This window comes from Nostoc sp. DedQUE09 (assembly GCF_034530915.1).
GTDB lineage: Bacteria > Cyanobacteriota > Cyanobacteriia > Cyanobacteriales > Nostocaceae > Nostoc.
Genome location: NZ_JAVRCE010000026.1, coordinates 26086 through 40910, shown reverse-complemented (window position 1 = coordinate 40910; position 14825 = coordinate 26086). Strand labels below are relative to the sequence as shown.

9 protein-coding genes are annotated in these 14825 nt (G+C 40.0%); 6 read left to right on the top strand and 3 right to left on the bottom strand.

Going from position 1 to position 14825, the window contains the following annotated elements; translation table 11 throughout:
• Positions 1–21: 21 nt before the first annotated feature.
• Positions 22–1899 (bottom strand): scytonemin biosynthesis protein ScyA, encoded by a 1878-nt coding sequence (gene scyA, locus RMY27_RS17770; RefSeq protein WP_322665396.1) that lies wholly within the window; start codon positions 1897–1899, stop codon positions 22–24.
• Positions 1900–3590: 1691 nt separating this feature from the next.
• On the opposite strand from scyA, the gene RMY27_RS17765 reads away from it, so the two are divergent.
• Together RMY27_RS17765 and RMY27_RS17760 are read left to right on the top strand one after the other, a co-directional pair.
• Complete coding sequence (locus RMY27_RS17765; RefSeq protein WP_322665394.1) at positions 3591–5570, top strand: scytonemin biosynthesis sensor histidine kinase; 1980 nt, start codon at positions 3591–3593, stop codon at positions 5568–5570.
• A 141-nt stretch (positions 5571–5711) separates the two neighbouring features.
• Positions 5712–6584 carry a response regulator transcription factor gene (locus RMY27_RS17760; RefSeq protein ID WP_322665393.1) on the top strand — a complete coding sequence of 291 codons (873 nt, stop codon included), beginning with the start codon at positions 5712–5714 and terminating at the stop codon, positions 6582–6584.
• A gap of 9 nt (positions 6585–6593) precedes the next feature.
• On the opposite strand, the gene RMY27_RS17755 is transcribed toward RMY27_RS17760, so the two are convergent.
• Together RMY27_RS17755 and RMY27_RS17750 are read right to left on the bottom strand one after the other, a co-directional pair.
• Positions 6594–7796 (bottom strand): AAA family ATPase, encoded by a 1203-nt coding sequence (locus RMY27_RS17755; protein WP_322665391.1) that lies wholly within the window; start codon positions 7794–7796, stop codon positions 6594–6596.
• A 722-nt stretch (positions 7797–8518) separates the two neighbouring features.
• Complete coding sequence (locus tag RMY27_RS17750; protein ID WP_322665389.1) at positions 8519–8743, bottom strand: hypothetical protein; 225 nt, start codon at positions 8741–8743, stop codon at positions 8519–8521.
• A gap of 239 nt (positions 8744–8982) precedes the next feature.
• Here RMY27_RS17750 and RMY27_RS17745 point away from each other — a divergent pair, with 239 nt between their 5' ends.
• The 4 genes from RMY27_RS17745 (at position 8983) to RMY27_RS17730 (ending at position 14823) form a co-directional block, all read left to right on the top strand.
• On the top strand, positions 8983–9771 hold the full coding sequence (locus RMY27_RS17745; protein ID WP_322665387.1) for a GDSL-type esterase/lipase family protein: 789 nt from the start codon (positions 8983–8985) through the stop codon (positions 9769–9771).
• Positions 9772–9969: 198 nt separating this feature from the next.
• Entirely contained in the window at positions 9970–10404 is a 435-nt protein-coding gene (locus RMY27_RS17740; protein WP_322665385.1) for a hypothetical protein, read from the top strand.
• Positions 10405–11076: 672 nt separating this feature from the next.
• Complete coding sequence (locus RMY27_RS17735; RefSeq protein WP_322665383.1) at positions 11077–12363, top strand: cation:proton antiporter; 1287 nt, start codon at positions 11077–11079, stop codon at positions 12361–12363.
• A 270-nt stretch (positions 12364–12633) separates the two neighbouring features.
• A complete protein-coding gene (locus tag RMY27_RS17730; RefSeq protein WP_322665382.1) occupies positions 12634–14823 on the top strand; it encodes a cation:proton antiporter in 2190 nt (729 codons plus the stop codon).
• Positions 14824–14825 lie beyond the last annotated feature (2 nt).

Genomic DNA, 14825 nt, shown 5'->3' with positions numbered 1-14825 from the left:
GGAAATTGCCAGGTTTTAAAATCAAACCATTGGGAATGAAACTTGCTTGGCTGCATTTTTAGCAGCACTTGATTTAATTCCTTGGGCTGCCAAACTTTTATTACGTCCACCAGAAGGTGCTGGGCGATCGGCGTCAATCACTACATCAATGAGAAAAGGAACATTTGATGCGATCGCTTGTTCTAACGCGGCTTCAATATCCGACTCTCTGACGACTACGATCGCTTCTGCTCCCATACCACGAGCAATCATGGCGAAGTTTGTGGGTGGGATTGTTGCATCTGCGCCCTTTAACCCTAAGATTTTCATCCCTTGATGGCACATGTTGTAACGCGCATCGTTAAGGACAATCCAGATTGCAGGAATTTTGTATTTCACGGCTGTGCTGATTTCGTTATTCATCAGCATTGCTCCATCGCCGACAATCCCTACAGCCTTGCTTTTGCTCGCCAGTGCTGCACCCAATACTCCTGTGACGGCGTGACCCATTGCGCCGACTCCGGTGCTGACTCGGTAACGATTGGCTTCGGAAAATTGGAGTAGATGAGTTGACCAAGTAAACGAGTTACCACACTCCGCCATGACTACGGCATCGCTATCTTCAACAATGATCTTTTGAATTGCTGCCATCAATACTTCTGGCCGCACTGGATAATCTACCTCTGGTGCAGGTTCGATTGCTTTGTGTTCTGGACGAGGTAGCAACATTGTGGAATCAGGAGCATCTGGTAATTGCTGCAACAACTCTTTTACAAAAGCTTTGATATCAGACCGAACTGCAAAAGTTTCAACGTGGGGATAGGCTACACCTGGCACTTCCGGGTCAATATCTACATGGACAAAACCTCCTTTTGGAACTAGCGCCGAACTCCAGAAAGAAGTCGGTTCGCCAAGGCGGGTTCCTAATACGAGTGTGCGTAGTGGAGGTTGTTCTTCCATATAAGTTAAGACGGAAGCATGACCGCCCAAACCTGTAACGCCCACAAACTGGGGATGATCTTCGGGGAAGATACCTTTACCACGGGGTGAGCACATGACGGCGGCTCCGGTTTTTTCAGCGAGTTCAAGGATTTCCTCTGCTGCGTCACGCGCACCGAAACCAACCCAGATGGCAAAGGGGCCAGATGATAATAACTCTACAGATTTAGCGATCGCTTCTTTGGAAGCTGTCATCGGAAATGGAGAAACATCTAGTTGAGGTAAAGCTATATTCTCAACTAAACTTGTCTGCACAGCAGTGGGAATGCTCAAATGAGCAACAAATCCGCCTGGTTGCGCCATAGCCAAAGCCAATTTACGAAAAATCTGCGGTAGTTGAGCCGCAGATTCAATCGTGATTGCATAGTTGAATAACGCTCCTGGGGTAAAAATTCCTCCGCTTGGCAATGTATAAGTGCTGGTTTCTTGAATAGCCCAACGTCCACGCTGCGGTGCTGAGGTGCAAGCTGACAGTAAAATTACCTTTGCACCTTCACCACGAGCCGCAAATAGTCCGGTGAGGGCGTTGGTGATCCCCGGGCCCGCTGTGGTAAAAACTACAGTGGGGCGATTATTGGCAAAGTATGCTTCGGTCGCTGCAAATGCGGCCCCGGCTTCATGGCGGAAGTTCAACACTTCGATGCTGCTATTGGATAGCGCACCCCAAAGGCTCGCCATTGCACCACCTGCAACACCAAAGGCGTAGCTTACTCCCAAATTTTCCAACATCTGAGCGATCGCATCGGCAACTGAGAGTGCTGGAGCTATTTCATCGTTTAAAAAAGCCTCAATCCCCCCATTCTTCTCTGATTCATCAAGCTGACGGGAGTCAGTCACAGATTCTACATATTTGTTCTCTGGAAGTTCCTTGTATGGCTCAGTAGTGATGAGAGGATTTGAACCAGTATAATTTTGACTCATTAGTTTAGTTTCACGTAATTAAAGTTACACAAAGGCTTTTTAGTTTACAATCACAGCTCTAGAAATATTTATTACAAACAACTCTGTTGTTTTTTGCAGCGATGAGCTAGCTTGGTCGAGAGTAGAAATGGCTGATCGCTGCTAATTGATGCTTGTGAGCGCATTACCAAAAAATTTTAAAAGCATACAACACTTAAGGCTGTGCTTCTTGTGACCAGAATAAAGGAGATGAAGACTGTTGTACAATCAAAAATCTTTTGGTGTAGATGTCAAATTTTTCGTTTCTATGGTGATGACCACAGTATTTAAGTAGATTGGTGGGGAAAAACTAAATTGTGTAAAGGTGCATAAACTGGCTACTAACCCGAAGTTAAGCGTTTCTCAGAATCTTTACAAAACTTAATATAGTTTGCTTTAATCGCACCGATCTAATTAATAAACGCCTGCCGAGGTACTTGATCGCTACAATAAAAACCTAATTTGCAATAAAAAATCTTTTGATGTAGGTGTCAATTCTTTCGCTTTTTTCGTGATTGTGCATTTACAACTTAGTCACCTGAAAGATTGATATTCTGTGTAGACGTAGTCCGCCGTAGGCATCGCAAAATTAGCACATTACCAAAGTTACAATAGGAAATCTTTTGATCTGGGTGTCAATTCTTTTGCCTTAGAACTTACACAACTTTTTATCTGAATTTAAGCATGAGGCGATTTAGCGGTCTTTATATTGCCAGCAAAAACTTTTTAAGTCAATTATTTGTAACGATAAAGACATTATTTGTTAACTTTTTATAGTTCCTTTGAGAGATGACAAAACATTCACCACGTAAATAAATTAAGAAAACCTGTTTTAAAACACGTAAACCATGAATATATACTTAGCACACGAATGCATACAGTATTCTTGAGTATAAAAAGCATCATAAGTACTTAGAAAAGCATACATTATATTGATATAAATGTACTTCTTACGACGGATGACTAAGCATATTCTTCTATAGTTAAATTCCTGAGAGACTAAGTTAAGATAAATTAAGAAAATAAGTTGATGAGTTAAAGTTTGTTCCTTTAAGCCAGGTTCAGCACTGCAAATTCATTTATGTTGAAAATCAAACGACTCTATACGAGTAGTTCGCCAAAGTCCTTGGTAGTGAAAATGTTAAAGGATAAAAATTTTTATACTTTAACCTTTCCCCAGTGGAAAACCAGGAGTTTGAGATTGTTGAACTCTTGTAGAGACGTAGTACTGCTACGTCTCTACAAGAGTTCTTGATAACGCATAATTAATTTGTTTGTAGAAATGTCTATGAATTAGTTCTGGTGCAAAGCGAGTTTAAATTTAAAATATCTTTTCTACCCATAGATTAAAAGTTCAAAACTTTAATCTAATAAGGTTGATTGGCTAATCTAGATTTTATTCGTCTCAATCTTAAGATTGCTATAAAAAGCTGCTTAAGTCCAGAATATGTTTTTAAAATATTTAGTTGTTTTAGGAATATTGGGTTCAACAATTTGCGTTTTATTGGTTAGTATGATAAGTTTTGTTAAGGTAATTAGTAATATTTCCTAGTAATATACTAACTAATTTCATTTTTTAACAGTCGAGCACTACACCAAAGATTTCAGTAAGTTATGATTATTAACTCATTAATGGACATGGTGCTGATTGATTACCAAGAGGAAGCATGAATATGAATTCTGGCGAATATACACTAGCTAGATCAAATAATCAATGGGCACTACAACCAGAAATAGAGATGAAGTTTGCTCACTTCCTAATAAATCACGCTGTAGATGCTGCCTTCTGTTTAGGAATAAACGCGCAGTTTCTTTACGTCAACGATGCCACTTGCCTGATGACTGAGTATTCCCGTGAGGAATTACTTTCTATGAGTCTACATGATATAGATGTAGATTTTTCGCTGCATGATTGGTCAGATATTAGCTCACAGGGTTCTCTTACATTTAAATCTCGCTATCGGACAAAAGGAGGTCGGATATTTCTGGTAGAAATATCCATGAACTATGTAAAACACCAAGATATGGAATTTAGCTGTGCCTTTGCTCGTGAGAAAACTGATGAAATAGTAGAATTAAGCGTACAAAAGTGGACTGATGGATTAAGAGATGCCAAAGATAATTTGCAACAAGAATTTTCTCAACTCAAAGACAAAGAAGTAGAACTAGAAACATCTCTTTCTTTACTTCGTTCTACTCTTGAGTCTACAGCCATTGGTATTGTTGCAGTTAACTTTGAGGGAGATATTCTGAGCTTGAATCAGAAATTTGTCGACATGTGGCAGATCCCAGAGTCCCTAATACTATCTAAGAAATGTCCTCGATGCAAAGCCTTTTTTGAGAACCAACTTAAAGATCCACAAACCTTTAGTCGGCTGATTTGGGAAGTCTCTAGTCAATCTGATTTCGAGAGCTATGACATTCTAGAGTTGAAAGATGGGAGAGTTTTCGCACACTATTCTAAACCTCACTTGCTTGAGGGCAAAATTATTGGGAGAGTGTGGAGTATTTGGGACATTACTGCATCGAAACAGACTGAAGAAGCATTACGACTGAACGCAACTAGATTTCGGACTTTAGCAGAAACCACAGATGCCAGCACTTTTCTGATTCAAGGCACGCGGCTTTGCTATATAAATCCGGCAGTAGAGCAACTCACTGGTTACACAAAAGAGGAACTACTAACAGGTTTTGATCTTCGCCGACTAATTAAGAGCAAAAAACCCAGGCAAGTACGTAAGCAGGATGAAGCCGCTGGCTTTGAATACCAGGAGATGAATATCTTAACAAAAAACGGCACGGAGCGCTGGCTAGCTTGTGCAGTTGCCAAGCTTGATGGAGGGCTGGATTTTGGAGGAAAACCAGTCGAACTAATTGCAGGTATCGATATTACCGATTACAAATATGCAGAACTAGGTCTGAACCAAGCTTTAGAACAAGCCAAACAACTTAGCGAACTTAGAGCGCGTTTTCTTGCTATGGTTTGCCATCAATTCCGAACCCCACTGAATATTGTTTCATTTTCTAATAGTTTACTTAAAGAAGAAGTAGACAAACGTACACAGAAGAAAATCCAACCATTACTCGATCACATTCAAAAAGCTACTGAACAATTGAGTCTGATGTTGGATGATATTTTGTTCTTTTCTAAGGCAGAATCAGCAAAATTAAATTTTGAACCAAAACCGCTTGAGTTAGTTCAGTTGTGTGAGGATTTAGTTGCACAAATGCAGATGAATCTTAGCCAAAACCCCATAAATTTTGTAAGTCAAGATAGCTCTCTAATAGCCTATATAGATAAAAAACTGTTAGAGCCGATTTTGAAGAATTTGCTTGATAACGCGATTAAGTATTCTCCCTCGAGTGAGGCAATTAATTTAGAACTATCTTGCAAAAATGAGAAATTAATTTTCCAAGTAAAAGATAGGGGGATAGGTATTTCAGCAGTAGATCAACAACGAATATTTGAGCCATTTTACCGTGGAAGTAATATCGACCATATACCTGGTACTGGACTAGGACTATCGATTCTTAAAACTCTTGTAGATTTACATCATGGTCAAGTTTCTGTAGAAAGTGAAGTTGATGTTGGCAGTACGTTTACTGTAATGCTGCCATTAATCAAATCAGAATTTAGCTGTTTTGAGTTATGAGTTTTGAAATGAAGATAGTTGTTAATTAAAAACTTAATAATCATAACTCTCGGAACGAGTTAATTAATTTCATTCCTATTTAGATACTCACCAAAGAGTCTAGTAATTAGCTCCTGCAAAAATTTATTGTAATAGAAAATTATGTATGAATCGTCTAAGAAAATTCTCGTCATTGAAGATGATAGCGTTACCCGCAATCTTTATTTAAAGGGTCTTGAGGCTAAGGGTTTTGATATGATAGGCGCTAAAAATGGTCGGGCTGGTATCCAACAAGCACAAAAAGATGTACCAGACTTAGTAATTTGCGATATCACAATGCCTGATATGGATGGTTATAACGTTTTAACTACACTACGCCAAGATCCTCTGACAGCAATTATTCCTTTCATTTTTCTGACTGGCAGTAGTACTAAAGCAGATGTTCGCAAAGCTATGGAATTGGGAGCAGATGATTATCTTACCAAACCCTCAACACTAGATGAATTGCTCAGAGCGATCGCTACTCGCTTGGAAAAGCAAGCTAATTTTCAGTACTGGTGTTCTATTAAATCCGAGAAAGCTCCAAAATCATCAGCATTTACAGATGATACTCCAGCGATCGCTGCCAGTGTTGCCGTCGCCTCTAATAAAGAAGCCAATATTCCTCCTAAGTCAATCTTTCCCAGCATTCCCCAATTAAAAGAAGTTTTCGACTTTATCGAAGCCCATTATCATGAAGGAATTACTTTATGTGATGTGGCTGTTGCTGTTGGTTACTCATCAGCTTACTTAACTAACCGAGTAAAGGAGACAAGTGGAGAGACTGTAAACTGCTGGATTGTCAAACGCCGGATGGCGCAAGCTTGTTTTTTACTCCAAAATAATAATGAGACAGTCGAGAAGATAGCGAAAGCATTGGGCTATCAGGATGTGTCTCATTTCTCCCGTCAGTTTCGCCAACATCATGGTTTACCTCCGCAAGCTTGGCGCAGAGAGCATCAGCTTGTATCGCAAAAACAGGTGAAACTGTGGTGAAAGTGGATTTCAAACAAATAGTTGTGTAAACTCATATATTAAATCCACCCTACCTTTACGTAACATGGCTGGATCTAATCTTTCTGTAGTGTTACAAGTCATCAAGATAACTAACCGTTGCTGCATCTGAATACCAGAGTCATCAATTACACTCTGATACAAAGTGCCATCCAGCAAACTCAGAATGTGTTCTGTTTTATTATTGTATTGCGCTACCTCCGAAGCACGATTTTGCGCTAGATTATCAGCTTCATTAATAACGATACAAATACGCTCTATGTAAGTCGGGGGGACAAAATTAGCGATCGCATCATGATCTAAAATAAAAATTACATACCCTAAAGGTACAAGAATTTCTTTTGCTACTGCCTGTGTCCAGACTGTTTTACCAGTACCTGGCTGTCCATGTACAACAACCGCTAACTGGTTTTGATTCAGAATCGCTTGCTGTACAGAATCAGTAAAGTTTTGGATATCTGCGGGAAATGTCCGAATGTTAAATTGACTATGAACTTTGCCTACACGACTTTGATATCCACTCAGCATCACTGCTAAGTCGTAAGTTGCTTTGTTAATTAGTGGCGCGAGATTTTTCGCCATTAAACTATATTGTCGTCGCCCGCGATCGTAGGGATCAATTTGCAACCAAATGTCATACTTAGACCAGTAAGCGTAAACAGTATTAATAACGTCTAGGCGTTCCCAGCTAACAAATTTATCTATAGGAAAGTAAAAATCTCTTTCTGAGAAATACTGGGTAATAATATCAGGATTACCCAACACACCTAAAACTCGCAGTACAGTAATTTCTTGCAGTCGATTCAGAACATAATCAATCGGAATACTACTACGACTGACAATTTGGACTATAGGCGTTTCCGTACTCAAAACATCTTTGTAGCGATGATCTGGTGATTGAGGATCTGGCGTGATGTAATTCCAAAACTTCTCAACTTCGTAACGGGTATTATCAGATACAACACTTAATAAATTAGCCCACCAAGCATAATTGTTTCGTCCTAAAACATCAGCAACATTACTCACTAAATTCAAACTTTTTTGACTTAATTCGTGGGAGTCACTGTACAATAGTTGCCACAAAAACCCCCAGTCTAATTCTCGATTAAACGGTCGCCAACCGTAAGCAAGTAAGCTTTGCCGAGTATTATTTGTAGGAGTGCCTTCATTGCTTCTAAAATAGTCAAAATCCATATTTATCGGTTATGCAGCGTTAATTAAGTTATTTTGTGTTAAGTAGGAAGTTTTTAAAATTTTTTCTCGTAATATCAGCTAATTGCGTACAAATGGTAATTATATTTCCACTGTAGTGTCGAGGAAGTCTTTTTAATCTAACTCATTACTTTTGTATTATACTGTATTACAAGATAACTACTTATGTCAACTTTTTTGACAAACCAATTGGTAAGTGAGTGTTTAGTTTTAGCGATTGATGTAACTGCACTAGTTATCCGTCTGTAGATGAGGACTGATACCGTTTCGTTTTAAGATTAGACTTCTTGGCATTTGTCGGGGAAAAGGGGAAGGGTAAAAGGGTAAAAAACTTAAAATCCTTTCCCTTTAACCTTTTCCCTAAGAGTGCAAAAATATATTTTTGCAAGAGACTCCATGAGCTGCGCTCACAAGGAACAATAAAAATGATCTTGGAACGATTTTGCGTTGTTTCAGCCTCTATTTTCAAGGCAGGTCTATTGATACAGATTCTTGCAGGGGGAGCAGGGGGAGCAAGAATAGTGATTTGTATCAATAATTTCGTGAAATGGTATGACCCCTCTTTTGTTACTTTTGGCAAAGAATAATCTGCGATCCTTGCCCAGAATTAATTTTACCCATAGAGCTTCCTTTGAAGGTTTCTGTTGAGTTTGCGATCGTTAATCTCTTGACTAAATCTGAGTTTCATCATTTAGCTGCAATTTTTATCTGCCCAGAGTAACAAAAAAGGGATGACAGCGTATTTCAAATTGACGAAATACACAAGCTAGTCTCAAAGCCAGGTACAAAGCTTGTTTTACTTCTGTTAGCGCAGCGGGGCGTAGCCCATTCTGAATTCTGACTCCTGAATTCTGCTGTATATCATGTCCGTGGAATTGCCCAGCAGAATTCCCGACATCCCAAAAATAAAATTTTCGCCCTTTTGTCATAAATCCAAAAGGGCGAAAATTTTGAGTGCAATTTCCCTCTTTTCTCTTCCTCTGCGCCTCTGCGCCTCTGCGGTTCAATTTTCATGCTGATTCTTTCGTACAGAGGCTAAAATGCGGCAATATTAACCTTACAACTATATCAATAAGCAAAAACTCCATAGATGCTTGAACACTAAAGATAGCCATCTATGGTATAGAAATGTATAGAATCTTGTAAAGATATAAAATATAGTCGTTAAATGCACACATTTCTCGCTTCTTCCTCAATGCAGCTGTCTGTACCACCAAATCACTTTCAGCCTATGAAGATTGTCGCACTGGGGGACAGCTTAATTTATGGATTCGGCGACCCGGAAAAAGGAGGCTGGATTGAGCAACTACGGCGATGGTGGATGTTGCCGGATAGTGCCGGTCATATTCTTTATAATTTAGGGGTAAGAGGCGATCGCACGCAACAAGTAGCCCAAAGGCTAGAAGTTGAATTTCGCCACCGGGGTGAATTGCGAAATCGTGTCCCCGACTTGATTATTTTATCCGTAGGCGTAAATGACTCAGCCCGATTGGCGCGTCCCGATGGTCGAAGTTACACAGATTTTACATTGTTTGAAAAAGAAATTGCGTCTTTGCTAGATTTAGCACAACAACTGTGTCCTGTGTTATTCGTGGGCATGGTGCCAGTGAATGAAGCCAAGATGCCATTTTTAGATTGTTTTTACTACAATCATGCCGACCAGTACCGCTACAAAGAAGCAACTCGCATTGCTTGCAGCAAACGGCAGATTCCCTATTTGGATATTTTTGAGCAATGGATGGAACGCGGTGAAAGTTGGCGGCTAAAACGCTTGAGTGAAGATGGACTTCATCCTAATACACTAGGTTATCAAGCTTTGTTAGAAGATGTAATCAATTGGAATGCCATACCTTCTTTACGTTCGCGCAGCGTGTCGCAGACAGACGCTACGCGAACAATGGACTTTGCTAATACAGCTTACCATTCTCAATTTGATTATCACCTAAAATCATCCTAATAATATAGATGTATTGGTGTTTTAGGGATAGCCAATATTCTCGTATTGGCCATCCTCGCAAAAGCACCACAATTTTCCTAATTTTTTAATGAAGCGAGTCAAAATATATTTATAAAAACTCTAATTTCTCTATATTATCCATTACTCCTAACTCCTAACTCCTAACTCAGCACTCAGCACTCAGCACTCAGCACTCCTATGACGCCAACTTTATTTGGTCGCTGGCAAACTCGATTATTATTACTGGCAACTGTCGGCGTACTCGTATCTTTGCCATTTGCAATAGGTTGGATTGGCCCTGGTACTAACTCGGTTTATTTTTGGATACTTGCTTATGTCGCCATTTTTGGCTTAGGTTGGGATGTACTTTATGACTATCTACAAAAATCCCGTTGGGATAGAGATTGGCCCGCAGCTTATCAACTCTTAGCTGGTATATGGGAATTAATATTTATATTTTTTGGAGTCAAAGTATTTGGCTTATTGCCAATACCTTTACCGAAAGAAGAACTTTCGCCAGGAGCTTTTTTATTGCACTATAGCATCGTGTGGCTAGCAGTTTTTATTAGTTCCCAAAGCCTGATGCGAATTATCTTCCCTCGTTGGCGTTTTCGGGGTGGAGAGTGGTTGTAAAATCTGACTTTTTACGGTATCTGGAAAACCTCTCTCTAAGTCTCTCTCCTTTTAGGAGAGAGACTTTAAATTTTCCCCCTTCCCGCGACGTGTTGGGGGTTAGAGCGTTAGGTTTTTTGTGCGCTTTTCCACATAACGTGAAAAGTCAGCTGTAAAATCTAAAATTATCAAAACTAGGTTAATTAAAAATTACTGTAATTTTCAGGTAATTAAATCGTAGGGTAGGGACACACAAATGTACGTTCCTACAGTCGATTGTGCCAATAGATGAGGTTATAAATAAATACAGTTCAGATCAGCCCAAAACCCTAATGTAGAGACGCGATTTATCGCGTCTTGAAAGACCAATTATTTACACCAATAACCCTTAACTGAACCGTATTGGGTTATAAATCGCAAATTAACAAATTATAAAAAATTATATATGGCGGTTTTAGTTTGGATGCAATATGTTGTATTGACGTACAGTCGTGTACGTTTTTAAGAACAAAATGACTTTGGAAACCAAAGCAACGCATTACCTGTTGTATCTCATCAAATTACAAACAGCTATTTTTTCTGTTTACAAAATTGGCATTTGTGCTGATGTAGTAGTCATATATGAGTAAAACAGGACAAACTTTAGAATCTGGAGAGATTCTTCAATGCAGAGACGTAAATTAAGGAAGTGCAATGTCAAATTTTGATCTGGTTATTCGGCTATTTCTACAACTCACAGTTATTTTAACCACTTGTCGCATTGTCACGATTATAGGACGCCGCTATCTTGGTCAAACCGATGTTGTTTGCGAAATGATCGCAGGTGTAATGCTAGGGCCATCACTTTTAGGATTGATTGCACCAGATTTTCAGCAATGGCTATTTCCTAAACTTCCTATCATCACTGCTGTCGGACTCAAGATACCCAATCCATCGATGTCGATTTTATATGCTATTAGCCAGATTGGGTTGGCAATTTATATGTTTTTGATTGGTTTAGAGTTTAATACCAAACTCTTAAAACATCATATTAAAAGTGCAAGTTTACTATCTGCGGCTGGGATTATCACTCCTTTTATTTTAGGAGCGATCGCATCTTTTTGGTTTTATCATAATGGCGATTTTTTTCAACCAAAAGTTATGCCTTGGTCAGCCGCTTTGTATCTGGGTGCATCGATGACAATTACGGCTTTTCCAATGTTAGCTCGTATTCTTTACGAACGCGGTCTGACACAAACTCGCTTTGGTACTTTGGCTTTAGGTGCAGCATCGGTAGATGATGCAGTTGCTTGGTGTTTGTTGGCGATTGTGCTTGCTAGCGTGAAAAATTCTCTAAGCATTGCCATATTAGCGATTGGTGGTGGCATTTGCTATGTGCTATTTGCGATTTTTCTCGGTCAACCTCTACTGAAAGAATTCACACGCATGACAAAACGCGAAGGTGTGAACAGACAAACCCTGACTTTAATGTTGATAATTTTGATGTTTTGTGCATGGTTTACCGATGTTACAGGTATCTATGCAATATTCGGTGCTTTTGTGTTGGGAGCAGTGACACCACGCGGAGAATTTGCTCAACAAATTCGCCAATATACGGAATTTTTAACTACTTCTTTTTTGTTACCGATCTTTTTTGTTTTCTCTGGATTAAATACTCAAATTGGATTGGTAAACACACCTACTTTATGGGGAGTGACGCTATTAATTATTGCGATCGCAATTCTCGGTAAAGGTGTTGCTTGTATGTTAGCTGCAAAATTAACAGGGGGAAATTGGCGTGAATCTGCAACTATTGGCGCTTTAATGAATGCTCGTGGTTTGATGGAGTTAATCATCCTCAATATTGGTCTAGAACAGGGTATAATTACCCCAACTTTATTCACTATAATGGTTATTATGGCAGTCATTACTACCCTGATGGCATCACCACTGATTGCCTTCTTGTTGCACGGTACAAGCTATGAAAAATCTTCTTCTTAAGCAAAATTAAATATTAGATTCATTAAGTATCTAGTACTTTATCAAGCTAGTAATGAAAAGTTTGTAGTAAGGGCTTTAGTGCTGAGGAAATTAAGGACTAAAGTCCTTACTACTAACTTGCTTATCCATAACGGCTGCGACTGCATCGTAACAATAATTAATATAACAAGGAAGCACAAATTATTCTTGGTTGTATCTAACAAGCTTGACATTTTCTAGTATTTTAAAGAATTATCCTAGGGAAACCAGATAGTTAATTTTGAGGAAACCATGCACATAGTTATTCTCGTTCTGGTTGAGGTGCTGATTGTTATTGGACTTTCACGGCTAGTAGGGCTAGCATTCCGTTCTATTAAGCAACCGCTAGTAATTGGTGAAATTGTCGCCGGAATTATGCTCGGCCCATCTTTATTTGGTTTAGTTGCTCCCCATCTAGCAGTTAGCTTGTTTCCACCAGAAACTTTTCCTTTTCTGAATGTTTTGTCTCAGGTGGGACTAATATTTTTCATGTTTCTGATCGGGCTAGAACTAAATCCCAAATATCTCGGCGGCCAATTAGAAGTAGCAGTTTTAACTTCTCATGTCAGCATTTTGGTGCCGTTTTCTCTAGGAACATTGCTAGCGGTGATACTTTATCCCCTAGTTTCTAATGCAAGTGTATCATTCACCGCTTTTGCTTTATTTTTAGGGGCAGCGATGTCGATTACTGCTTTTCCTGTGTTGGCGCGAATCATTACTGAAAACAATTTACAAGGAACGCGTTTAGGAACGTTGGCGTTAACTTGTGCAGCAGTGGATGATGTCACAGCTTGGTGTCTGTTGGCAGTTGCGATCGCAGTTGCGCGAACTGGTGACTTTGCTGGTGCTGTACCCACAATTATCGCCAGTATAGTTTATATCGGCTTGATGTTGACCGCAGGTCGTTGGTTCCTGCAACGCCTTGCCAAACACTACCTCCGCGCGGGACGACTCAGCCAATTACTGCTAGCTGGGATTTATATGGCAGTAGTTGCGTCGGCGCTAATCACCGAACTAATTGGGATTCACTTAATTTTTGGAGCATTTTTGCTGGGAGCAGCCATGCCCAAAAATGAAGATTTAGTGCGAGAATTGGCAATAAAAACGGAAGATTTTGTCCTAATTTTCTTGCTGCCCATATTTTTTGCCTACAGTGGCTTAAAAACGCAGATTGGGTTGCTCAACCGTCCCGAATTGTGGCTTTTGTGTGGGTTGGTTTTAGCTGTAGCGATCGCAGGCAAGTATGTTGGTACTTATGTAGCAGCTCGTGTCAGTGGCGTTAGTAAACGGGAAGCCTCAGCACTTGGTTGGTTAATGAATACGCGCGGTTTAACCGAACTGATAGTGCTAAACATTGGTTTAGAGTTAGGGGTAATTTCCCCCTTAATATTTACCATGCTGGTAATTATGGCATTGGTAACTACCTTCATGACCTCGCCATTGCTGGAATGGACATATCCGAAAAAGCTGATCAGGTTAGATGTGGTGGAACCGGAGTTAGAAGCACAAACAGCTACCAGCGCTACTGATGCCGAAACTTTGATTCGTCCCTACCGAATTTTGGTGCCAGTGGCGAATCCGAGTACCCAAAAAGGCTTGGTACAGTTGGCAGCAAACATTGCCCTCAACTTCCGATATCCTGCTGTTGTTAACCCTCTGAGCTTGATTGAATTTGAAGAAGATTACGCCTTTGAAAGTACACCAGTTGAAGCAGACCGATTAATTGCCCAGCGCCGCCAGCAACTAGAAGAATTGATTAATACTCTCGAACCAGTAGAAATACGCTCTCACGTGCATCCCATCATTCGCATATCTAGTAATGTCGCACGGGAAACTGCACAGATTGCCGCACTCAAACAAGTTGATCTAATTCTTGTGGGATGGCATCGCCCAGCTTTTATTAGCAACCACTTAGGTGGAAGAGTTGGTCAAATGCTCACTACTGCGCCAGTCGATGTTGCAGTGTTTGTGGATAGAGGAAGCGATCGCTTAGAAAGCTTGTTGGTGCCTTATTCGGCAAATATTCATGATGATTTGGCATTAACACTAGCTCTGAGACTGCTAATTAACCGTGAAACTTGTATATTACAGGTTTTGCAGGTTGTATCCGAAAATCACCTCAAAGATGAATTGAGTTACGAGTTAAATACGATGATGGAGCAATTACCGAGTAGTGTACGCGATCGCATCGAAATCAAAATTGTCCAAGCTCCAGATCCAATCCAAGCTGTAGTCGAAGCCTCAAAAAATGTAGACCTAACAATTGCAGGCACTAGCCGTACTTGGGGTATCGAGCGTCAAACATTGGGAAGATATACAGATCAACTAGCCATTCAATGTTCCTCTTCCCTGCTAATCGCTCGCCGTTACAGTCAAGTCACCGCTCATCTGGCTTCCATGCTTCCTGATGTTAGTAGTCAAGAGCCAACATTGAGGAACTGAGA